General features: G+C 37.0%; 21 protein-coding genes. 4 read left to right on the top strand and 17 right to left on the bottom strand.

The features are described 5' to 3' along the window. Positions 1 to 7: 7 nt before the first annotated feature. The 3 genes from V5M37_RS16085 to V5M37_RS16095 form a co-directional block, all read right to left on the bottom strand. Positions 8 to 277: a hypothetical protein gene (locus tag V5M37_RS16085; protein ID WP_423798186.1), complete on the bottom strand. Its 270-nt coding sequence runs from the start codon at positions 275 to 277 to the stop codon at positions 8 to 10. Next, positions 274 to 2,772 carry a hypothetical protein gene (locus V5M37_RS16090; protein WP_423798187.1) on the bottom strand — a complete coding sequence of 833 codons (2,499 nt, stop codon included), beginning with the start codon at positions 2,770 to 2,772 and terminating at the stop codon, positions 274 to 276. The genes V5M37_RS16085 and V5M37_RS16090 overlap by 4 nt, the downstream gene beginning before the upstream one ends. A gap of 472 nt (positions 2,773 to 3,244) precedes the next feature. Continuing rightward, the gene (locus tag V5M37_RS16095) at positions 3,245 to 3,670 is read right to left on the bottom strand and encodes a hypothetical protein (RefSeq protein WP_423798188.1); all 426 of its coding nucleotides are present in this window, start codon (positions 3,668 to 3,670) and stop codon (positions 3,245 to 3,247) included. A gap of 280 nt (positions 3,671 to 3,950) precedes the next feature. On the opposite strand from V5M37_RS16095, the gene V5M37_RS16100 reads away from it, so the two are divergent. The 3 genes from V5M37_RS16100 to V5M37_RS16110 all read left to right on the top strand — a co-directional run bounded on the left by V5M37_RS16100 (position 3,951) and on the right by V5M37_RS16110 (position 5,468). Further along, on the top strand, positions 3,951 to 4,622 hold the full coding sequence (locus tag V5M37_RS16100) for a hypothetical protein (protein ID WP_423798189.1): 672 nt from the start codon (positions 3,951 to 3,953) through the stop codon (positions 4,620 to 4,622). A gap of 147 nt (positions 4,623 to 4,769) precedes the next feature. Continuing rightward, positions 4,770 to 5,135, top strand: coding sequence for a DMT family transporter (locus V5M37_RS16105; protein WP_423798190.1), 366 nt, complete (start codon positions 4,770 to 4,772; stop codon positions 5,133 to 5,135). Positions 5,136 to 5,153: 18 nt separating this feature from the next. Further along, positions 5,154 to 5,468 (top strand): DMT family transporter, encoded by a 315-nt coding sequence (locus tag V5M37_RS16110; RefSeq protein WP_423798191.1) that lies wholly within the window; start codon positions 5,154 to 5,156, stop codon positions 5,466 to 5,468. A 452-nt stretch (positions 5,469 to 5,920) separates the two neighbouring features. Here V5M37_RS16110 and V5M37_RS16115 read toward each other — a convergent pair whose 3' ends face one another. From V5M37_RS16115 to V5M37_RS16125, 3 genes are read right to left on the bottom strand one after another with little or no spacing between them, the layout of a single operon-like run. Further along, complete coding sequence (locus V5M37_RS16115; RefSeq protein WP_423798192.1) at positions 5,921 to 9,241, bottom strand: DEAD/DEAH box helicase; 3,321 nt, start codon at positions 9,239 to 9,241, stop codon at positions 5,921 to 5,923. Beyond that, entirely contained in the window at positions 9,238 to 11,016 is a 1,779-nt protein-coding gene (locus V5M37_RS16120; protein WP_423798193.1) for a phospholipase D family protein, read from the bottom strand. The genes V5M37_RS16115 and V5M37_RS16120 overlap by 4 nt, the downstream gene beginning before the upstream one ends. After that, positions 11,009 to 12,205, bottom strand: coding sequence for a DUF6361 family protein (locus tag V5M37_RS16125; RefSeq protein ID WP_423798194.1), 1,197 nt, complete (start codon positions 12,203 to 12,205; stop codon positions 11,009 to 11,011). Before V5M37_RS16125 ends, V5M37_RS16120 begins: the two co-directional genes overlap by 8 nt. Before the next feature lie 214 nt (positions 12,206 to 12,419). Between V5M37_RS16125 and V5M37_RS16130 the strand changes: the two genes are divergently transcribed. Further along, positions 12,420 to 13,466 carry a hypothetical protein gene (locus V5M37_RS16130; protein WP_423798195.1) on the top strand — a complete coding sequence of 349 codons (1,047 nt, stop codon included), beginning with the start codon at positions 12,420 to 12,422 and terminating at the stop codon, positions 13,464 to 13,466. Positions 13,467 to 13,662: 196 nt separating this feature from the next. Here V5M37_RS16130 and V5M37_RS16135 read toward each other — a convergent pair whose 3' ends face one another. The 11 genes from V5M37_RS16135 to V5M37_RS16185 all read right to left on the bottom strand — a co-directional run bounded on the left by V5M37_RS16135 (position 13,663) and on the right by V5M37_RS16185 (position 24,139). Continuing rightward, the gene (locus V5M37_RS16135) at positions 13,663 to 13,797 is read right to left on the bottom strand and encodes a hypothetical protein (protein ID WP_423798196.1); all 135 of its coding nucleotides are present in this window, start codon (positions 13,795 to 13,797) and stop codon (positions 13,663 to 13,665) included. A gap of 29 nt (positions 13,798 to 13,826) precedes the next feature. Continuing rightward, positions 13,827 to 14,771 (bottom strand): alpha/beta hydrolase, encoded by a 945-nt coding sequence (locus V5M37_RS16140; RefSeq protein WP_423798197.1) that lies wholly within the window; start codon positions 14,769 to 14,771, stop codon positions 13,827 to 13,829. An 861-nt stretch (positions 14,772 to 15,632) separates the two neighbouring features. After that, entirely contained in the window at positions 15,633 to 16,982 is a 1,350-nt protein-coding gene (locus tag V5M37_RS16145) for a YjiH family protein (RefSeq protein ID WP_423798198.1), read from the bottom strand. Between the two features lie 213 nt (positions 16,983 to 17,195). Beyond that, the gene (locus V5M37_RS16150) at positions 17,196 to 17,855 is read right to left on the bottom strand and encodes a flavin reductase family protein (RefSeq protein WP_378582135.1); all 660 of its coding nucleotides are present in this window, start codon (positions 17,853 to 17,855) and stop codon (positions 17,196 to 17,198) included. A gap of 284 nt (positions 17,856 to 18,139) precedes the next feature. Then, positions 18,140 to 19,699: a helix-turn-helix domain-containing protein gene (locus V5M37_RS16155; protein WP_423798199.1), complete on the bottom strand. Its 1,560-nt coding sequence runs from the start codon at positions 19,697 to 19,699 to the stop codon at positions 18,140 to 18,142. Positions 19,700 to 20,001: 302 nt separating this feature from the next. Then, complete coding sequence (locus tag V5M37_RS16160) at positions 20,002 to 20,724, bottom strand: uracil-DNA glycosylase (protein WP_423798200.1); 723 nt, start codon at positions 20,722 to 20,724, stop codon at positions 20,002 to 20,004. 185 nt (positions 20,725 to 20,909) lie between these two features. Then, on the bottom strand, positions 20,910 to 21,740 hold the full coding sequence (locus tag V5M37_RS16165) for a hypothetical protein (RefSeq protein WP_423798201.1): 831 nt from the start codon (positions 21,738 to 21,740) through the stop codon (positions 20,910 to 20,912). A 7-nt stretch (positions 21,741 to 21,747) separates the two neighbouring features. After that, positions 21,748 to 22,470: a DUF6946 family protein gene (locus V5M37_RS16170; RefSeq protein WP_423798202.1), complete on the bottom strand. Its 723-nt coding sequence runs from the start codon at positions 22,468 to 22,470 to the stop codon at positions 21,748 to 21,750. A gap of 71 nt (positions 22,471 to 22,541) precedes the next feature. Further along, a complete protein-coding gene (locus V5M37_RS16175) occupies positions 22,542 to 23,174 on the bottom strand; it encodes a hypothetical protein (protein WP_423798203.1) in 633 nt (210 codons plus the stop codon). Next, positions 23,167 to 23,589 carry a DUF6884 domain-containing protein gene (locus V5M37_RS16180; RefSeq protein ID WP_423798204.1) on the bottom strand — a complete coding sequence of 141 codons (423 nt, stop codon included), beginning with the start codon at positions 23,587 to 23,589 and terminating at the stop codon, positions 23,167 to 23,169. The genes V5M37_RS16175 and V5M37_RS16180 overlap by 8 nt, the downstream gene beginning before the upstream one ends. Before the next feature lie 220 nt (positions 23,590 to 23,809). Continuing rightward, positions 23,810 to 24,139, bottom strand: coding sequence for a hypothetical protein (locus V5M37_RS16185; protein WP_423798205.1), 330 nt, complete (start codon positions 24,137 to 24,139; stop codon positions 23,810 to 23,812).

Here is a 24,139-nt window from a genome sequence, read left to right on the forward strand (position 1 = left end):
TCATCACCTAAATCTGTATATTATCCACAGTTACTTTTTCTAGATCATCGATTAAATGTTTAATAGTTTCCTGTTCCTTTATTAGAGCAAGCATTCGGTTGGACCGTTCCGAAAAACTAATAGACGTGTTGGCTACCAATCCGTGCAATTCGTTCTCACATTCACTTTGTTTTTTACTCAACAAATCTTTAAAACTACTAAGCTCTAATTTATAACCGTTAATCATCTCATTCCATTTATTCAACAGTTCAATATTCGAGGACGATTCCAGGTTCATTCTTCACTCTTCCTCTCCTGTTCGATAACAAAGTTTCCAACTCTCTCAAAGAACTTGATGTTAGGCTTGGTTGCCTGGTACAAATCTTCGATGGCTGAAATGTTGCCAATCATAAAATGTTCCTTTACCATTTCAGAAATTGATTCTTTAAATTTCATTTCATCCTGGCGTATTTGTTTCATTTTGTCTTGAATTTGGATAATTAAATCCTGTGTGCTTAACTGCTGAAGCTCATGTAATCGATTGTTTTCATTTTCGATCGGTCTATTTTCTTCGGGATGAGCTTTGGAAGATACATTTAAAAGCTCTTCTTCCTTAACTTCCGGGAAAACCTGAACCGGATCGGTAGCATCCATGGCTTTTTCGTTTTCTTCGTTAATATAGTATCTTGATAATTTGCTAATATTCAGTCTCCAATACCCTTTTTTTCCTTCAACCTGTTCAAAGCATTCATTTTTGCTGAGCATGTTTGTAATTGTATTTCTTGTGGTGGAGCGTAATTCCGATACTTTATCTTGTAATACTGACCAATGCATTCCCGAAGGATGGACGGCCAGTACCTCGCACATCAGACTAAAAATGGATTTATTTACTGATTTGCTTTCTTCCACAAGTCTGCCAATATCCAGAAATCTTTGTTGCTCAGACGCATAGCGCTCATCAAAACCTACATTATGGAGGTGGATTAAAAACATGACTTGTTTATCCATATCGAATCTGAATCTATGTCCAGGTTCAATTAAATAATCCGAAAATAGGTCCATTACACCATCACCGTAAAAGAAATACTTGTCACCTGACTTTTCCCACAACCATTCATAACGGGAATCTTCATGCTTGATCATTACTTTTCCATGATCATTTTGACGGAATAGAACAGACATTTCGATTAACGCATTTGGTATAGAAAAATAACCCTTTACCCGGTCATAGTACGAAACCGTATGGTACACATACTTTCGGTCAACCTCACCCTTTGTTTCCACTCTACCGACATTTTCCTTTTGCATTTGGTGGGCCATTTGATTGGAAACTTCCTTTAGTTTATCGACATTTTGGATGGTCGGAGATGAATCTCGAACAGCATAATATACGTTTTCCGTCTTCTCTAAATTCAGATTAGGTACATTATCGCTGTATTTCCACACACTCTCTTCTATTTGTTTAATTTCAGGTACCACTTGAAGCAGTTCTTCAATAGCAACATAATAGATGAGGTATGACGGGTCATTTGGCCCAGCATTAAAAAATTGGAATGCAATTTCTTGTGTGGAGACTTCCCCGTCTCTTTCTTTAATATAATGAATGATTTTATAGCTTAATCTTCCAATCTCCTCACTTATTTCAATTGGAATTTCCAATTTTTCTTTCACATTTATGATAAGGTCTTCTTCCCTTGATCTTTTTATGCCTATTTTATTTCCATAAATCGTGAAGCGATCATCGAATTGAGGAAGGTAAATGGCTTTTTCTCTGTCCAATTTATGTAACTGGATCACTTTTTCTACCACTTTTTCTCTTTCAATATTTAGAAGCTCAGTATTATATATGTAGTCATAAACCAGATTATTGATGATTACCCATTCGGAAAGTACCCAATAGGCGGTATTTTCAATCTGTGAAAATCGAATATCACTTAATAATAGCTGCATTAACACATCGTCCGGCTCATAAACTCTTAATCTGTATTTCATATCTGGTATCCGAAGCGGTATTTTTCGTGGGTTCATGTATTCATAGATATGGTTCAATCTTCCGTCAATTTTATCTTTGATCCCCCATAATCCATCTTCTACCTCTTTAAAATAGGATTTTGGAGCATTCAGTGCCAAGTCAACGATCCTTGTAATCTCTTCGGTTGTAGAATTCAAATTGGTCCAGTTCTTTTTCAAATAAAGTAATATTTCAGGATAAGGCAAAATATGGTCTGGATTTTGCAATAATGCTTTTTTTATTAAGCTGACATTGCTGTAGCAAATACCTGGTCTACTCTTGTTATTTATTATTCTCATATTAATCAATCCTTCATCTCTTGTCCCAAGTTTTTCCTCTTCATTACTTTTAGTAATTAAATTTACTTTGTAATTAAATGGTTCCCCCGTTTCATAAAATTCAATAAATTCAGCACACTCTTGGGGTATTATTTTCTTTATGCTATCTTTATGATGAATTTTAAGGTATTTAAAACTAGAATGAAAAACTTCCTTAAAATAATCCTTCAGTTCCTTACCGTATAGTATTTGTATTGTATCTGATGGAACATTTCTATTTACATTTCTAAGCTTTCCTTTATATAGTTTATCTTGAATAACTAATCTAACTTCTACTCTTTCGCCTCTACCAATATGTATTCCATTATTAGCTTTTTTAAAGTGCTCATAAAACTGATTTGGAACAGTAGTACCACCATGCTCAAAAATGGACCAATCCACCTTCTTACGACCAATTAGGTTAGGAGTATCGTCTTTCGACCAGCTAGCAACTTCTTTTAACATTTTTCTACTTCCTCCAGGAGAAATAACTAATAAATTTAGGGAGTTTGTATGGTTAGTAGGTATTTAGTTGTATAATTCTATTGTAAAATAACCTTCGAAAAAAGGTAACCATATTTGGAAAATAAATTACATATCATCCTAAAAATATTTGATATTTTCGCAGATAAAAACCCCGGGACTTGATTCAATGTTTAGATCAAGACAAAATTATTAATTATTTCACGGCTAAATTGAAATGTTCCATATTTATAGACTAATTGGTGTCTCGAATCAGATACATGGAAGTTCATCTGTAAGGTGTATAAGGAAAAAACGCAGGACCAAATCACAGGTATAATCACATCGTTCCAGTAGTATTACTTACTTCCAAAAAGGCCTAGAGAAAAATCTCCTCTAAACCTTTTTAGTACCAAGTGACTTTACAAATAATGCTATCAGATAAACTCCATTTCAGTTGTTCATTTAAAAGGTATTACCTTTTATATCTTCTATTTGTCCAAATAACAAATTCTCTAGGTGGGTACGAAAGCTCTAGCCATTGATCAATTTTTTTCTCTTCATTGTATACATGAACTAATAACCCTTCTCCACGCTCTTCAGAACCTTCCAAATAAACACCAATTTTTCCTGATAAATAATTTGAATACTTATCTTTCCAAGGTTCCCCATGCTCATCTATAAATTCCTCTCTTGTTTGAGCCCCAACTTGAATCGCAATTTCATCCATTTTTTCTGGAGAATCTATTTGAACATACGCTATTCCACTATCCTTCTTTTTTTTAATCGGTATCCATGGAAATACAGCTTTTGGATCATCTTTATACTGTTTAAATCCAATACATCCATTAGTGGTATCCGGAAAATCTGCATACCTTACACATTTTTTAATTACGTCCATTTATTCATACTCCTTTTTGAAAATTAGTATTAACCAATATATGTAAAAATCTACGATTTAATAATCTTGCCCTATATAAATGTTTTAATTTCACGTAAAAAAAGCCCATTATTTTCGAAGTATTGATTAAAGAAAGATTTTTATATTTTTCGTGACTTTTGGCATGGATTGACTGTGACTTTTGTAGTAGAATAGTAGAATAATTGTAATATTTTGTTATTTAACCCAAATTATTACTACTAATACAAAAATCGAAAATGTAAATGGGAGGATCAAGACGGTGGCAAAAGTACGACTTATGGAAGCCAGAGATATTATTCGATGTGTAGAAATTGAAAATAGTGCATGGGTAGACCCATTAGCAAAGGAGTACTCATTTACAAGTAAGCACTTTGAGGAACTTATTAAGGTAAACCCTAATGGTCAATTTGTAGTAGAAAATAATGGCTTAGTAGTTGGTTTTGCTAATACACAGCGAATTAACTATGTTCAGGGAAAAACCGAATTAAAAACTTGGGCAGAAATGTGTAACAAAGGCTTTATATCTAAGACTCATATACCTAATGGAGATACTGTATTTGGAATAAACTTGAGTTTTAGTAAAGAAGCACCTTTTACAGCATCAGGTATACTCCTTGCCCATATTGCGACCTATACATTTAAAAATAGTATAAGGTCCGTAGTATTAGGTGGGAGACTTCCTTTTTATCATAAATATGCAAATCAGATGAGTCCAGAAGATTACATAAATGCTAAAAGAAAAAGTGGTAAACCACTAGACCCCGAACTTCATATCTATAAAAAGGCTGGATGTCGTCCAGTGAAAGTGATTCCAAACTACTTTCCAGATTCTGAAAGCTTGAACTATGGCGTACTATTAATATGGAATAATCCTTTATATCGTATTTCTAGAAAATCAAATCAAATAAAGGAAAAAATACTTGGTCGATAAATAGTAAGAAAACTTGGGGCATTAGATAAGTCAGTTTTTTTCGTTAATCCTTTATTATTTACGAAGCCTATGTCACTTTGTATAACAGTTATAAATGTTATTCAGGATAACGTATTTTGGCTTTATATTCTGAAAGGAATGTTTAGGTTGGGTTGGTTTTATTTAATTCTAGGTGCATTCCTTGAGGTGGGTTGGGCTTTCGGGCTAACGTTTTCTAGGGGATTCACCAATCTAATTATAACTATTGTAACAATATTACTTATTTTGCTTAGCTTTTTTTTCTTTTCACTAGCGTTAAAGTCCATTGCAATAGGCGTAGCATATGCAGCTTTTACTGGATTAGGTACAGTAGGTACAGTAGTTGGCGGAGCCATCTTCCTTGATGAGACATTAAGTATTGTTAAAACTTTTTTTGTGTTATTGCTTATAGTTGGAATCATTGGGCTTAAATTGACAACAACTGACGAACATTTAAAAATGGATGCGGAAGGCTCCAAAATCAGCAATAATTAAAAATGCGAGGGAATTTTTATGTCTTGGGTGTTACTTTGTTTATCAGGTTTTACAGAAATAGCAGCTGTTGTATTTATTAAGTTTTCTCAAGGTTTTTCAAGGTTAAAGCCTACAATCGCAGTTTTGTTTGCAGATGCCTTTACTTTTTATTTGTTGTCTTTAGCTTTAATATCGCTACCAGTTAGCACAGCTTATTCTGTATGGACAGGTATTACAACTGCCGGAACGGTTATCATAGGTATGCTTTTTTTTAATGAAAAGAGAAGTTTCAAGAAAATGATTTCTCTTATCTTAATAATTATTAGTGTTATTGGATTAAAGCTAATTTCATAAAGTAAACGTGACAATTTTTCAATCAAAAAACGGATAAACTCTATATTATTAGAGAAAAAGTTTTGTTCCTTCTTAAATTGTCACATTAATTTAATTATAACTTTTCAATCCCTACTTATATTGAGTTTAAATTCCTTTACAAAATACTTAATATAATTTTTTTGCATCTAAATGCACGCTGTAATTCCCATCAATTTTGCATACACTACAAAAAAATATTTCAGTCTTGTGAAATCGTGTTTGAGAAAATATTGTATATACTTTAAACCTGGATATTGCAAAAAAATACACACGTTATTTTGATGTAAAATAACGTGTGTTTTAATATGTTTACCTTATTACACACAAGAAGGAAACCCATTTTTATAATATAAAGGGTTTTGGTATACGGCCAACTTCTTTGATTAGATTTCTATTTTCAATTTTTTTGAAAGTAAATTTTTTGCAGGTTATTAATTTTTGGTACTAATCAAATGCTCAGTAACACACACCCTCTCTTTATAGTAAGGACTCAAATTCATAAACAACTCTTTAAGCTGCTCCACTTCAATATCATTACTTACCAGGTATTCCAGCAATTCCTCCTGCCGTGCCTGCCCTAAGCTTAAACGGTACAGGGCAAGGATTTTCATAAGGCGTTCATATTTGGGAATATCCCTACTAAGTGGATAGGCCGGTACCACACGTTCAATCTTGATCTCCTGATTGTCAGGGAGACACCAAAAAGGCACTAATTCCGAAGTTCCTTCATCATTTTCTTCCCGAAGCGCTGTATCGAAAAGTTCATCCCAAATATTTGCCTGAAAAGGAATGGAGCCGTATTTAGCAGCTATGTTTTGACGGATGGCGAAACATTTATATCGGTTAATCCTGCCTTCGCGCTGCTCAAGCTCAACCGGGTTTGACGGAAGGTTCCAGTGCATGATTTTACGACAGTAATAATGAAAATCCAGCCCTTCTTGGCCAATTGAAGTCGTTGCCAGAACGAACGGACGGAATGGCGAATTGAACGAGAGCCGGATATTATCCTTTCGGTTCAAGGTGTTCTCCTCATTTCTCGTATCGTAAAACCCGACCGCATAATTGGTACGCATTTTAATATAATGTTCCTTCTCCCCGTTTTGCTTCCTGCCGTCTTGAAGAATTCGCTGTTTGAAATGAGCATAAGTGTCGACATTGAAGCTGGCAGTTCGTGTCTTTAACGCCTTCACCATCATCTTCACTAACTGTTTATTTCGCAAAAGCTCCTCTTTATCCTTAAGGGCGCCTTCTTCCATCAGCATATGGGCATATTCATCCAGCATCGCTTGCATATTTCCATCAACAGAATACTTCAAGACATTTTGCCAATGGACATCCTGGCTGTTTCGCTTTCCATACTCCAATTCCACAATTGAAATCGCTTCTTGTGTGTTAAATCGGCTAAGGATGGCTTTTGCAAGCTGAATAGCATAAGGAATGGATTCACTGTCATACTGCCCCATCATTCTTAAAGCACATACAGCAGGTGAACCTAACACCATATTCACCAGCACATCCAGTAAATCATCAGGCTGTTTTCCCAATCTTAGTTGATGAACGTTTTGAAAAATATCTTTCAATTCTTCGAAATGCTTGGCAAATGCCGCTTCATTTTCCTTGTCCTGTTTTTCCTCATCGTCTTCCATTACAAAGAGCTGATCCTTACTGAACCAGTCTAGAATCACTTCCTCGTTTATATCAAACAACAGCGGCGCCACATAGTACCATCTTTCATCCAATCCGGCCTTGCCATCCTTAATTTCATTAGGAACTTGATCGAGTAGCACTTTTATATTTTCAACAAGCTCATCCTTTAGTTCTTTCAAGGAAAGCTTTTTATTCACTACTTCAGCAGGCTGAAACAGCTTCGCCAGAGTAGCGGATGGATATACAAGCGCTAAATGATTCATGTTGGTAGGAGCATGGTCTTTCATTGCAAAGGTTAAGCGCGGCTGTGGGAAACGATTTTTGGCAAAATAACTGCGATTTTCTTTCTTATTCTTTTTGCTTGGTGTTTTTTTAATCAGCTCTCCCACCGTCAACCGCTCTGCGTCATAGGAAACAAGCGTTGCAATCGCACGCGGCACCATTTCCCATGCGGAAAAAACGAGCACTTTAGAAAATTGGCTTTGCCCCTGAAAGCATCCGCCTGGCTCATAATACGGCAAGGAAGGTGGAACCCACAGCAGTCGTTCCGCTTGCTTCGGGATGGCGATTTCCTTAAGTTTGCTTAGTCGGGCATTGGCTTCAGGCAGTTTTCCGTATTTCGCAATGATGTCACGATTCATCCAAAGTACCGGTTTTCGGGCTAGCTTGATTTTATCGCGGTGTTTTCGGAAATAGTGGGTGACCTTTTGTTTGAGCTTATAGTGCTCCATATAGGACATCAGATAGGGTGCTGATTTCACATAATCGACCGGAACCTTGTCCGTGAGCTCCATTTCCTGAAGAAGATGATCCATTTCTACAAATGATAATACGTCCTGTTCGGTAATGTTTAATATATTCTTCTCCATTGATGATGAAATCAGGCTACCCGCACCGTCGACCAGCATCCGCTCTGTCCTTGCTATGCCTTTATAAAGATAATCCTCTGCTGCCTGTTTTTTCGCCGATAGTATGGCAAAATCATTGGATGTAAGCTGGCTTAACGCAATGGAAAAATCATTCCATACTTGACGGAACTTCTGGCGATGGTCAGGTTGTTTTTCAAACAGAAAATCCATTACCTGCATGAATTCTTGATAATGGTCATCGCTTTTTGAATCGGCCATTTCCTCCAAGGTTGAATACAGCTTATAAGGCGTGGCTGACAGCAAGAGAATCTTTACCGCTTGCTCATTTGACTTTGGCGTATTAAAGAATTTTTTCGCCAATAGCGCTGTTTCACTTTCGCCATCGTTATTGATTAACTCCTTAAACCGTTGAAATTCATCCATGATGACGAGATCGGCATCCATCAAATCCATACTAATTTCCGCCATCATTTTTCGAATCTTGTGAATGACGTGAAGGGCTCCATTTACTCGCTTGCCGCGTTGTCCATCTTTCTTAATGTCCACACATATTTGGATAATCTCCGGCAGTAAGTCTTCCTGATGTGACAAGTACGCTTCCACTTTTCCGAGGATAGTCTTGGTATACTCTTCATTACTGACTTGGTTGCATTTTCTAGCCTTTGTTTCAAACCACCCTTTCCAGGAGTCCCATCTCCCAGGAGCCTTATCAATCATTAATAGCTCGAATTCATTCAAGTATGGTTTTAACGGCTTATAGTCCTTCAATACGACATACAGCAAGGAACGTTCCGCAACATTCCCGCCCCCCGATTTCATATCAAAGGATGTAGATGGGGTTAAGGGAATCAACTGAATAAAGTTTTCTTTGATCTTTGGATCGAACTTATTCTCAAATATCTTCAAATGCTGCATCGACAATCTGGTATCAGTTAACCCCTCGATCGTCACCCGGTCATCGATTTTCAGCTTAGCAAGATTTTGCGTGGCGATACCTTGATTGGAGCAAACATAGACCACCTTAAAGAGGTCATCGTTTAATTTTTCATGATGAAATCGAGCCGTTTTCGCCACCACTCCTCTTGCAATCAATGTTTTCCCCAGGCCCACTTCATCCGCCACAAGGACCCGATGATAACCATTAGTGAAAAGCTCATGAATTCTTTGGACTGTTGCTTTTTGAAAATCTTTGAGGCTGGAAAGAATTTCTGTTTCTCTTTGCTCTAAGTCGATCATTTTTTCACCTTCTTTACCGCTCGGACAAAAGTTTCATACAGGCTTTGGAACTCGGGAGGAACGATGTCTTCTTTATTAATCATATTCATCACGTTTTTGACGTCCCCTAGTTTTTCCGGTGTTCGGGAAGCTGCTTTCAGCATATTTTCATAGACAACCGGATAATCGCCCATGCCAGTGTTCCAGGCTCCTGTCCCTAGTCTTTTCTTGTCCATTTGTTCTAAAGTCGATAATAGAAAATCATCCGCTAACAAAAAGGACACGTATTTTAAAAAAGTATATGGGTCTTTAATAATCGAGCGAAAGATCTCCTGATCCCGCTCCTCAGGAATGCCTTCCGTCGGGATCTTGATAATTCTTTCGACCTTTTCTCCATCCATCTCGGCCCGAATCTTGTAAAACTCACCTAACTCCAGCAGGCTTAAGTTTTCTATTATCATTTCTTTTTTAAGAAGCTGCATACGTTTGCTTAACAAAGGTCCGATTGAAAATTGGATTCCTTCAGGGAGAGTGTCCATTTCGATGCAAATGGTATATGGCTCTGAATCATTAAGGACAATTGCTTGCAGTTTCTTTCTGCAAAGCTGTTTAATGGCTTTTTCCAGCTTATCCGTTACATCGCTTTCTGAATCATTCGTTTCCGGGATCGTCTCTATTTTCTCAAAAGGATTTTCCTTTTCGTCCTCACCAAATAGATCATCCAGTAAATGTGAAATCCTGAATCCGTATTTTTGGTATTTTAGTTTTAATAAAAATTCCACATTCCCCTGGAAGGCATTCCTTGAACAGTTGGCTGACCCAATATAGAGATGATGCTCATTGTATTTGGTCCTAGCATAAAGCTTTGCATGGATATCCTGCTGTTGGGCCTGAACTGCCTCTTTTTCCGGATGATCCTCGCTAATGGCTCCTTCTCCTTCAATGATGATGTCTTTTAATGCAAAAACATCAAACTCTGTTAACATACTAGGTTCAAGCTTATGTAATTCTGATTTTCTGGTAATTAAAGTCTTGCCGGCTCCAGAATAAGCCTGTTTATTTATTTCTTTGACGGTAGCTTGGCTTAGAAATGGAGAAATGACAATCAGCTGATGATATTTTTCAAACAAGCCCGATTCTTCAATCCCATAGCCGTCGATTCCTAACGGGCAAAATTCAAACTCAGGGATGTGTTTATCCGCTGGATCAAAATGAACATAATCGAGCTCGGCAATCAACTTCTTTATCTGTTTTTGCTTTTGTTTGTTTTTTGTATACGGGACGAGAAAATGTAGAAAATCAGCCAACGGCCTGTTCTTCAGCGTTTTTTTATTATTTCTTTTTCCCTCTAATGCGATTGCCATATCCCAGCTGCGGTCAAAGGTGAGATTTCGCGTCAAGACGAGGAGCCGATAGAATACGTTTTGGTCAGCATCGTTATATTTGATCACCCAAATTTTTGGATGAAAGGAGTGCTCATTTTTCAAGGTTACTTCAAACACGCTATTTTCAAGCAACGCAAATATGTTGTTCCCATTATGGGGAACCTTGATTTGCCCTCCTTCACAAAATATCGCAAACTTATCAGCACTCTTTCTTAAGCCCTCCAAAATATAAATAGGATTATCCTGAAAGGTTTGGTCCATTTCTTCCGATAAGCTGAGTGCCAGGGGAACACCGATGAGCGCTTCGAGGTCAAGTGAATAGGTTGTCCCGACTGCAAACTCGACTTCAAAGCCGACCGGTGGTGTCAGCATATCACTATAATTCAGTCGATCCTCTGCTGGTCTAAGCATGATGTCCCTCCAATCCGTCCTTGATATCCGAGATCAAGCCTCTAGCGTTTCGAAACCGGTAATGCAGCATTTCCGTTCCCACCCAATCTCCTTCTTTATAGGAATAGACTTTGGAATTTAGCAGCTTAGCCCGTTCTTTTGATTTAAGGTCTTTTTCACGGTCAATGATGAGTTGATCCATTTTATCATCATTTCCTGAAAGAACCTCCTCTTGCCAGTTTTTCAAAAATAGCCTTAAACCTGTGTTTCTAATGTGAAGCCGTTCGATCACAGTTAAATAGGGAAATGACTCGAATTCATTTCTGACAAACGCACTGTTAAGCCAGTTTTTCCACTTATCCAATGCTATCGGGTTCGTATAGTTGGAAAGAATCACATTGTAGCGGATATTGGCACCGGAGATAAACTGACTGAATTTCTTTGCTAGCGTATAGTCTGCCAATAAATGTTCAGGGAGCGTGAAAGCAGAACCAATTGTTTCAAAACTTTCAACCGCTGTTACCTCGGAAAGGTCTTGCCTTAATAAAAAGGCATACAAACTGTCCTTCGACTTTTCTGCTTTTGTGATTCTCCCTTTTAAATACTCTGCTTCATTTTTGGTAAGATTTATGGAAAGTGTCTCTTTCCAATTCGCATCCGGCACTAAACATCGCCAAAAAGTGCTGGCGAATTCCCCGTGGGCGAGCTCGTCGTCGTGCTCATCATGTCCAGAGGCAATGATGGCGTTCTTATTTTTCTGCATGCTTATGTGTGCTTTGGCGTAATTGTCCAAGGATAATGTGGGATACCTGAAAATACCGAAGGTTCTTAAGCCGTTCCAATAGATGCTAGAAGGCTTCCGCTTTAGCTTTTTCCTCGCTCTGGCACCAATAACACCGCTGAATCCTGCTTGATTTAATACGTCAATTAACTCGATTTCTTCTTGACCCAACTTCTCAAGGAAGCGTTGTGGGGATGTAAATCTTTCTTTTTCTAGTTCCATTAATAAATAGGGAACGATTAAAAAATATTTGGCCCTTGTCTGGATGGTCGAGGTTCCCGGAAAAAGGATGTCAGCAAAACCGTCACGTATTAATCCAATCCCCATCTCATCAACGGCATCCGGTTCTGACAAAGCATCCAGGACGGCCAATACCTTGTTCCGATGCTCACTGGAATAATCAATCCAGCCGAATTTAATTGGGTTCAAATAAGACACCCCGTTTCAATAATTTTTTATGTAAGCACTTTGTTATCCAAAATTTTCTTTTGCTCTCTTATGTAGATTATACAGTTTATTCCGTTTTTTTGGGACTATCAAAAAAGAAGGTTTACCGGAAATGGTAAACCTAATACACCATATGACTCTTGTAAAATGAAAAGAGGTATAATTAAATAGATGAATGTAAATTGGAGGAGTTAAGATGTTGGTCAAGGTTCAAATTGATGGAGGTACGCCCAACAAAAAGAAATTGAAGAAAAACACCCACGAGATATCAAGAATTACATATAAGAGTCTGGGACTTGTTGAAAGCGCCTTAGAGGAGTTTCTTCAGGAAAATATTGAAGTATTAACCCAAGAAGAAGATTACGAACTCAAGATTATCGGTAAACAGGTTCGCAACAATGCGAATAAGCGGACAGACTTAGTCGGAATCGACAGTAATGGGAACGTGGTCGTGATCGAAATCAAACGGGATGAAGATGATATGAGGAGTCGAAAAGATAACTTCGAATCCCAGGCCATTCGCTATGCCGCCTCTTTTGCCAAAATCACCAGCGTCCAAGAAATTGTGGAAAAAGTGTATGCCGATTATTTAGTCCATTATGAAAATGTCAAGGAAGAAGAGGCCATTGAAGTTGGCATTGAGAACATCGTTGGCTTTTTAAATGATCACGAAGCATTTGATAACTTTAATGCCGACCAACGTATCATATTAGTTGCCTCGAGTTTTGACCCGAGTGTCTTATCCGCCTCCGCCTGGTTATTAACAAAAGGACTCGATATTTCTTGCTTTGAAATTGCACCTCAATTGATTGAAGGGGAAAATGGTGATGAGTACCTCCTTGAAATCAAGAAGCTGCTTCCGCTTGGATCTGATGACGATTATTTCTCAGAAATATTGACGAACGAAAACAAGCGGCCTACAGCCCGAAGACAATCCAGCTGGACGCGAAAAAGTTTCCCAAAACTCACCCACATGCTGGAAGTGGGGCTTGTGTCGGAAGGCGATGAGATTTTCTTCAAAAACCTGGAGAGCGAGTCCCTCGGAAAGATTCAAAGTGGTAATAATGTCGAATTTAACGGAAAAATTATTTCTTTAAATGCCTGGGCGAAACAATTTGCACCAAGCGGTAAGGTCAATGGATATGATTATGCGGTTGTAAAAGAAAAGAACAAGACATTGTCGGAGATTCGGGCAGAAGGATACGACCTGTTTGATGGCATGGGCTTTGATCCAATCGAATAGGAACAGCGGAATATCTTTAAGAATATTAAAACAATAAAACCCAGCCTATATGTGGGTTTTATTGCTTTGTATACCTTAGTGTCTCATAGTAAATGGTCAATAAATTATATGCTTTTACTTCTACTTACTTCTAGCCAAAAATCGGAGAATTACTCTCTTTCCCCAAATTAGGAATTTATCAAGTAAACCTGTTCTGTTAAATCACTTCCAACTGATCCCGTTCCTCAATGTTTTTATAAATCGCAACTTCTGCAAATGCTTTATACTCTTCATCCATCTTTTTGAATTCTTTTTTAATAGTTGAAAGCAACCCTATAGGGACAATCTTCATGTCCCTGTATCCCACATTACTATAACGGGTTATTTTACGTTTACAAATTGATACATATATTTCATTGCATCTGGCAATGACTCTTTCCAAACCTTCCATTCATGATCCCCATCTATTACTCTGAATTCAACTAACTTCTTCTGAGTGGCATCTAAATCTCTTAGCTTTTGAAAAAGAACAGCAGAATGATACGCAATATTGAATACATCGTGGTCGCCTGTTTCAATAAATAGCGGCACCCGAATTTCTTGATTCTTATACCCATCTATACGGGAAGTGTAGTTGAGTTCAGTCCATTTTGCAGGGTCATATACAGTTTTAGGATTTTCCTTACTAACTGGTTTTGATGGGTCAAAATTCGGATTCGGTTTTTGATAAGTAAGGTTTGTGTTTCCTGATGAATTGGAAGGCGGTTGATCTACATAGGAAGCAGGACTTAAAGCAGCTCCTGCAGCAAACATGTCCGGGTGACTCATTATGTAATTCACCGTTCCATATCCTCCTGCAGATAAACCAGCAACTAATCTGCCTTCTTTTGTATCAATGGTTTTCCAGGTACTATCGATATGTGGAATCAGGTCCTGAAAGAAAGCGGTTTCGGCATTTTCGTTATACCCATTCACCCACCAGCTTTTGGCTCCTGGCATGACAATAATCGAAGCTGGAATTTCGCCTTTTTCAATCAATCTGTCTGCTGTTGCTTTCACATCCCCATTTTGGACCCAGTCATTTTCGTTCCCGCCCGAGCCATGCAACAAATAAAGGACTGGATAGTCTTTGTCTGAAGTTTTATAACCGGTCGGCAGATAGATGTTGTAATTATAATCTCTACCCAATACTCCCGAATAGAAACTTTCATGGATAATTTGGCTGTTACTGGATTTCGGAGACTCCACATCTGCCAAAGATAGAGTTGGAAGCACCAAGGAAAGCATCAAAATGACTACTAATAAAAATGATTTTCTTTTAAACATGTTATCCCCCCTATTAGTTTAGTAAATTATATAACAAATATTTCCAGACAGGAACATTATTCTGAATATTCAGACCCTTAGAACTACCATTATAAATTTGTATAGTACTATCTGTGTAGTTGCAGCTGTGTCATGTAAAGTAGATTCAAGAAAATAACTTCTTTTTAACCAGAACTAATGTATGATTCCGACAGATGTTCTAAAGAACTTTTCCCCCTCAGAAGCATGGGAAACCTCACATTACTAAAATCCATTTCCGTGCTGACACTTTATTTATTTGATCACTGTATCTCTGTATACTCTGAAACCTAATCTTCTGCATTCGTACAGTTATATAAAATTTAATGGAACATCTTCTGAAAAGGAATGTAGCGAAAGAATATGTTTCCAGACTATCAAGTAAATTGTTCGTTTAGGAAAGACAAATTACCGGTCTTACTCGCACGAAACGGTGGGCCATCCTCCAAAAGGCGGTTCCTGTCTTAGGATTAAAAAAGTGGCTTACACTATTGCTTATAATGTCCGTTTAAGAAAAGGACAAAAAAATGGCGTAACTAAATTTATTTACGCCATTGGTGAATGGGAATATGATTTGTACAAATTAAAGAAGACATATTATAAGAAGGATTTTACTTGGCCGAGTTATTAATTTCACTTAATAAACCGAAACAACTGCTTCCAATAAAGGTACTGCTGATTCGGTTTTCCCCTCGAAAACGGTGCTTGCCCCCGCAAAGCGATCGGATAATCGTTAAACAAAAAAGAACCGGGCTATGCCCGGATTTTTTTGTAACTATTATGATAGTTTGATATTGAATTCTTGGATTATTTAATAAATCAAATAGAATCACTTTCATGATGCTATAAAAATAAGAATGCAATTGGTGTGGTAATGATTAAACTTAAGACGGTTCTTTGGAACCAAAGGATTACAAGTTGACGAATTGTAATTGGAATGTCTGTTGATAGTATACACGGGATACTTGCAGAGAAGAACATGATAGATGATACACAAGTGACTGCAACAACAAACTTCGTTACCATGGCAGATTTAACGACTAATAGTGCTGGCAGGAACATTTCTGTAATTCCAATTGCTGATGCTTTTCCAACTAGCAACGGATCTGGAAGCTGAAGTAAAGCTGTTATTGGGTAAAAAATGTATCCTAAATAATCGAAAATTGGAGTGTATTCTGCAAGGAGTAAGCCAATTAAACCAACTGATAAAATCGATGGCAAAATGCCCATCGTCATTACCAGTCCATCACGTAAGTTATCCCAAATATTTTTCCCAAAACTCGGTGCATTTTCTGCTGCATTCATTGCATTTTCCCAAGCTTTTTGTATATAGTTTCCCTTTACAGTCTCTTCTGGATTGCCCTTTTGGCCATTATAATAATCATCACTCATCTTACTGATTGGTCTTATTCTTACAGATATTGCAGTAATAGCAAATGTAACCAGCAATGTTACCCAAAAATAAAAATTCCACATCCCCATAAGCCCCAGTGTCTTAGAAACCACAATCATAAACGATACAGTGACAGTAGAAAATCCCGTAGCAATAATGGCAGCCTCTTTTATGGTGTAATTTCCTTTTTTAAATTCTCGATTCGTAATTAATAATCCTACTGCAAAACTGGCAACGAATGATGCCAATGCATCGACGGCGGAACGACCTGGAGTTTTCCAAATTGGTCTCATAATTTTTTGACATATTACTCCCATAAAATCGAGAAGACCATACCCTACTAATAAAGCCAAAAATACCCCGCCTAAAGGAACCATGATCCCAACTGGAACAACTAACAAGTCAAAGAGAAAAGGGCCAATATTTGGATTCATCAGCCAGCTTGGACCTACTTTTAAGTAGATGATTAATCCAACGACAAATCCTAAAACTTTAAGAATTGAGAATACAATATTAAAAGGGTTTTTGTTCCATGTTTTTGTTACAAATGGATAGATTGCTCCCCCTAAAATGACAAGCAACGCGTAGATAGGTGTAACGGAAGGGAAAGTAGTATTTAGCCATGTAACAATATGATCAAGCGGGATAGATGAGGTACCATTTAACGTAATTGGAATAAAAAATACAAAAATACCAATTGAACTAAAAAATAAGAACTTCAAAACATTTGAAATACTGTACACTTTTTGTCTCTGAATTTCAGAACTTGTTTCTACATTTGTAGATTGTGGATTCGGCATAATAGTATAATCTCCTCCATTAAGCATAAATAGTGTTTAAAAATAAATTGAAACCTATATGCTACTTGACAAAAGGTGAACATAGAGAGAAAAGACTAGGGAATGTCCGATTTAATCCGAGTGCCAAATTAGCCTCATCATTCATTTGCAACCTTTCAAGAGTATGCTAAGACTAACTAGTTAATTAATCTTCAAATAGCTTCCTTTGTGTCATTAAACATTTCGTCCCTCAAGGCCGGCCAACTCTTCTTTTGTAGCAGCTGGGGCCTTCATTTCAAATATATTGTTGATAACTGTATAATCATAATACCCAAGGCGGGCAATGGGTTTTATTTTCAATATATCAAGTTTCCCACTAGGAAGAATGATGTCATCAGCGATATGCACATGAGCTACTCGTCCGATAACAATATCGACTGTCGAAACCTCATTACCAGTTGGTATTCTAATCGTCTGAATATACTCACATTCGAATTGAACCGGTGACTCAGCAACACGTGATACAGGAGCCTCAATGCAGCTTTTCTTCGTTACACCCGCAGCCACAAATTCATCAACGTCTGCCGTAGACGCCTTTGCGGAAATATTAACTGCTTCGCGTAAATCCCAAGTAGCCATGTTCCATACAAACCAACCAGTTTCCTCAGCGTTTCGAACCGTATCCTTTCTTCCTCCTAATACTGATTGATTTGCTGCAAACATTACCATAGGTGGATCCCAGGTAAGATTTTGATATTGGCTGTAAGGCGCAAGGTTATCTACTCCATCTTTAGACCTGGTTGAAAGCCATCCGATAGGGCGTGGTATCGTACTACTTTTAAAGGGGTCATATGGTAAGCCATGATGCTGACCTTTCTTTGGTGAATAATGCATGTGAATTCCTCCCAAATGTTTTTTCTCAGCAACTGAGTTTGTTAATTATTGCAACGACACTCAAGGAAAAGCGTTTTTCCATAGGCTTATTAGGTACTGCTTGTGAATTTCTGTTAGTGCTGCTGATGAGGTAATCACCCCCTAAATCGTTATTAAATTTAATTATTTTATTAGTTTTTATGGTAATGAAAAAAGAAAGGAATATCCATAGAGAATATTCCGAATTTTAGTGATATTTACTGTTTTCTTGAAATGTTTCTTATCCCTTTTTCGTAAAAACTGGATTATTTTAAGATATCTGCATAATTTTCCGTTTTCCATGTCCTCGGAGAAGCCCCGGTAACCGTTTTAAAAACACGGCTAAAATAATTGGGATCCACATAACCGACAGATTCCGCCACTTCAGAAACAGTCATAGCCGTTGATTTTAAATATGCTTTTGCCTTTTCAATCCTTTTTGCTTGAAGATATTCCGTAAAAGTACAGCCCATTTGTTGTTTAAATAAAGAACTGAAATATTGACCGCTTCTGCCTGCCCATCCAGATACCTCTTCTAATGAAAGGGGTTTATGGTAGTTTTGTTCGATGTATTGAATTGCTTTAGCCATTATTTGGGAGCTGTATAGGGATTCCTCTTTTTCAACTTGGTCAAATAGTAAAGAGCAAAGACGAATCATCTTTTGGATAATATCGAATAAAACCTCGCCGTATAAAATTTCCTGAAAGATATCCTGATATTCTTGGTCATTCCTTAACAAATATGGTTTTTCTCTCATAAATCTGCGGATAGGGGCAACAGCGTTCGTCAATTTGGTCCGGACTAAATCGGAATGTGGATAACTGCCATATTCATCGGGAAAACCGCCAAAAAGCTTATAAAACCATGTTTTGATCCCATCCCTGTTTTTTTCTATTAAGTAATTTAGTAATTCATCATTCTCCGTTGGCGTCAAAAAAGGATCATATTGTTCATTCAAATTTTTCGTCATGGAGGGGAACACCTGGTTTCCGCCAAAATAAAAGCGGCGCAGCAAGGCTTGTCTTGCTTCAAAATAGGATTTATAAAGAAGTTTTGGAGTATCATATTGATTTCCAATTCCGGCCGAAATGGAAAGATTATTTCTTTGTTTCATCCGTTCACAAAATACCTTCAAAATCTGCCACAGGGAATGGATGGGATGGTTCCCTTTTGGAAGATATTCCTCACTCACCAGAAGGATGATCTGTTCATCGACTGACAATACAAAGGGCCGATACTCCTGCAGTTCATCATGAATCAAATGAATCAATGTAATTGGTTCAAATTCCTTTTTATTTTGTTGGTCCAAAGCCAATACGGCCACTATGCTGGGCACTTGATCGTAGCCCCAATTTTGAACCTGTTCGTTCATAAATGCTTCATTGATGACTCTTCCAAATAGAAGATCATAAGCCCAACCGTGATATAAAGAGGTTTCTCCTTCTTTTTTCGGAATATTTCTATGGTTTCGGATCATTTGTTTCAATGCCTTCAGCCATTCTTCCGCAACATATGGTTTCACAAATAATGCTTCTGCTTTCATTTTTACCGCTTGTTCAGCTGCTTGAAACGTTTTATGGCTTGTGTGCATGACCGTTTGAATCCTCAAATTCCTGACCATTCGGAATAAATGTTCCCGCTGATTTGGCTGAAACATCTCGAGTTCCATGACAAAAATATCTGGTTTCCATTCCATCAGCAATGCCATGCATTCCTCTTCATTGCTGGCTTCTTTTAATTCATCAATCGGCACTTGATTGGTTAAAAGCAGCCACTTCAATCCTTTTCTTTCAAGCTCATCCCGTTCCGCTATTAATATTTTCATATATAAACCACCTGTTATTGCATTTTTCACCTTATTCTTTATTCAATTATTTTTAAATTAAAACCTGCTAAAAATTTTTCATCTCTTTCATCCAAATTTTTGTTAAAAAACAACTCGTAACGTCAATTTTTGGACAGGTTCGCTTAATATAATTTACTATCATTATATCAGAATGTTATGATAACTCTATGTCAAGAACATACGTTTTACTAACTTTCTCTTCCCTCAATAATACAAATTGGCTCAAAAAGGTGTACCACTTTTGGCACACCTTCATAATCAGAGTTCATACTGAAGTTTATTTATTTAAGAAAATTATTAACATCATTAACTGTAAAAATTCTTTTACATCCTTCTTTAAACGCTGGGGCACCACCGTTTGCGGGATGCCTAATAGGAATATTTTCAATTTCATGTTGATTTAGGGTATTTGTAGAATGGTTTCCGATAGCTATTACTTTAATATTTTGGGGACATAGATTTAAAAGTCTTTTTAAATAATAAACCCCTAATTTTAGCTCATTAGGTTCTGGGGTTCGGTTACTTAATAAACCAACTGCCGGATCATAAGGATGGAAAGGAAAGATATTCCACAAAATAATTTCAAAGGGATCAACATTATTCTCTAGGATAGTTTTCCAAACAATTGTTGCTGTCGGTTCACTCGCACCCCTTTTTTTCCAAATCATCTTAAATCGCGGGAACTGTGAATTAGGATTGCTAGTCCTTCTACCAACTTTACCATGAAAAACATGCTGATAATCTACTTCTAAATGGTTTCCTGTGATCATTATTTCTGAAGTCATTGGAATTCCAGAAAAATGACCACCTTGAAATCCTAATGCTTCAGCAACAAAAATATAGCGAGCGTTTGATATCCTTGGCTCTAAAAAGCGTTGAAGATGATTTATCCTTAACATCGGTGCATCAGGTCCAATGTCTAGTTGTGTAGAATAATCGTTCCATGGATTAAATACTGCTTGGTCTGAATAATATGACATTAGTTCATCAATAAATTTCAACATCACAATATCTCCTTTTGGTTCTTACAACCATCTATCTTCTTTAGATAAAAATAAAAAGACACCACTGTGAGCCTTTTAAGAGGTGTCTTTGTTGTGAAAGTTTTGTATAGTATCAGCTTTATTTAGTGCACGGAAGATTCCTATCTTTATCGTTATCACTTGGCCCCAGTTATTCACAGAAGCATTTAATTTACTTCCTTTACCGTATAAAGTTCACCATCAATAATCCAATTAGTACCTATGGTGTTAAAAGTCTTTAACTCTATTTGATAACAGAAATCGTCCGCGGGATTCCACTGAATGCCTTTTTGAAATCTTCGAACTACCTCTCTCTTCCCAAGAATCGCTGACTGATCTTCCAAAAGTAATATTCGAATATCATTCGCTTCTTCATCTAGAATTCTTCCTAAACGGTCTGCCATTTCTTCGAGGTCTCCCCCAAAATAGGAGTGGAAGGCACTGACGATTCCATCTATTAACGGTTTACAAATTCCTGTTAAATTTACTCTCTTGCCTTTAGGTACTCCAAGATTTATTTTTATACCAAAGTTCGTTTCATTTGTTAAGGTTGGGAGTTTTGTAGTTAAGTTCAGGTGCTTCATCCTGTACCAATATTCATGTGGTTTATCTGGCAACACAGGAAGTTGCATTCCTGTCCAACTAACTGCAGTCTGATCCTTTTCCCAGTAAAGATTAATATTTTCTCGGCTCGTATAGTTATAGAGATGGTAATGGTTAAACGTTTGTGCAATTTTATCATTAGATAAATTTTCAAATGACCTTTCAATTATTATATGGTCATTACTTATATGGGAGAATGAACCGCTGCCAACGTTATAAAGTAAAACATTTTCGATATCAAAAAAAGAATCGTTTTCTCGTGTACAAAATTTACAGTATAATGTACCTTCTTTTACTGGGGCAATTAGTTTTAACTGGTTTCTTAAATCATCCCTCATTTCTTTCATCCAGTTTTTCGGCTCAAATTGTAAACGTTCAGTTGACCATAACTCCACTTTTTGTTCAGTGACTTCCTTGTTTTTTTTTTATCAAGTAATAATTATCATTTACCGGAGTTGTTTCTCCAGTCACCCAACCGAAATAAAGATTTATTCCTTGAAGTGCAACTGGACCAACCACATCATCCTTCCTTGGTAGCAAATGAAACAATTCAACAAACTCAGCATAGTCTTCATACCCTTTTCCACTCTCACTGAAAGAATGCACAAGCATTAGTGCATTTTTTGCTGTAAATTTCTTTGCTTCCATCAACGCGGAAGCTGTCCTATGTAATAGTTGATATCTTTTGTTTAGAACATTAGCCTCATCTAATTGCAATAATTCCAATAAATAATCCAGTCTCTTTCTTTTCCCCTCACTTGGGGCTGGACCCTTCCAAGCTTCTACCGTTTCTCCAAATGGTTCTGAAACTTTTCCTTCTATCATCATCGTCATTAATTCGTCATTTGCTTTCGCTAATACAAAGAGATCATTTTGTGATTCTTTTGATCCTCCAGGTAAACTAACCTTGTGTTCAGGTAATCCGAATAACATCTCGACCTTTTGAAACAGTGGGATTTGGCTCTGTTGAAACACTTGTTTAACACAGGATGGAAAATCGGCGGCCGCTTCCCAACTATGGGCCAACTCGTATGCAGAATATCCCTTTCTCCATTGATTTTCTGGATTTGCTAATGACTCCTTCCATGTACGTGGTCCTTTTGATCGGACAAAATATTTACCCATCAGCGGCCTCCCATTCGAAAAAATGTTTCCTTTGAACTCTTGATTTTTGTTAAGTTCCTCAGATTTGCCTTCTACAAATATCTTTCAATAAAATTTGCAAACTCAGACTCTGTAAAACCAGTCTTATACACCCCCTGCTCCTGCCACAACCCGCTCCCACGAATCTTTTCTTTGATTGAATAATTTCCTAACCATCGTTTGCTGGAGCGACATTCGGTACAATTCGAAACGTCAGAGATTAGTTTCGCTTCCAAATACAACCGTTTGTCTTTGTCACCTTCTTCAATAACAACAAATGAAAAATTGTTCTGGATGGTTTTTGTCACTTCGTGTTCAATCTTCTGTTGGTAATTTTTATTAATTAAATGCCCGTACTTTTGTTTATTCTCCGATGAAATTAAATCAAGCTCCCATATCTTTAGGTAATCGTCACTTTTCCTATTTAACAAAGCACGGCCTATATTTTTTCGAAAGATACTTCGATCCTTATTCTCATTTGTGAAATGCTCTTTAAGCCTGGATCCTAGCTTGTTTTTTCCTGTATGTGTACCTATCCGAACAATCCTATCCCCGCCATGGGCTTGTTCCCCTTTTTCAAACAAAATATAAATGCCATTTTGGGGAATCTCCTTCTCATTAAAGGGAAATTGATATCTTTTAAGTTTACGAAATAATGCATGGAGTTCTTGACACTTCTCAGACAACTTTAATCGCTCCTTTCAGATAAGATACTTGTTCCCCTATCCGCTTTCCTTCCAAAGGAAGTTGGTAATGTGAAATATGCTCTACTAAATATTTCCTATAATTATTACCTGCCAAAAAAACAAAACGATCATTTTCAAGATCAATTTCTTTTTTCCTCATTTGTTTAAGAACCATCGTGCTCCATTCCTTTTTTTCTTTAGCGCTCATATCATTAAGGGTTTTGTTGTACGGCTCTACTTTATCAGTAGTTTCTAATAACCCATAGAGTGCGGAAAGTATGTATATTTTGTCAGGATTAATAGATTTAGCATATTGCAAAGCATATTTGAACAATGTGCTGTCATATAAATTTTCTGCCGTTGTTTCATAGTTCTTTTTCTTGCTGACACATGATATAAGTACGATGTTTTTCATGATAATCAACTCCATAATCCTTATAACTTTATTACTATTTTTTCTACATAAAATGGTGAATTCCTTTAACTTTTTATCACATTTTAAGACCCGTAGTATTAGTGGATATGTTCCTCCGGTTAACTGATTTGCTTATAAAATAAAAAAGGAAATGACATTTTCAAATGCCATTTCCTAAAATCTTGCAATAGTCTTATATAATTTAAGCTTACCCAATAACTTATTTAGCTTTTCCCTTACGTTTTCTTTTCTTCTTCCTTTTTATTTGTAATGGAGCAATATTATCGAAAATACTATCTATTAAATGTTTCAAAGCCATTTCCATGTAAAAGGCATGTTTTAGATTGCCGTGTGCAAGGTTGCGCTGAATGGAAGCAATCAATCGTTCTGCCTGGTCTATTTGATTCTTTTTTTCTGGATGATGCAGGAGGTAATAGGTAATTTGATTTGATTTGGATTGATCATAAAATGAATCCTGTATTTGCTGTCTTAAGTAGTCCTGCAGCATAATATTATGGATTGTACTTCTATAAATCTCTTCTTTTTCCAT

The organism is Neobacillus sp. SAB-20_R2A, assembly GCF_049568635.1.
GTDB lineage: Bacteria > Bacillota > Bacilli > Bacillales > Cytobacillaceae > Neobacillus > Neobacillus citreus.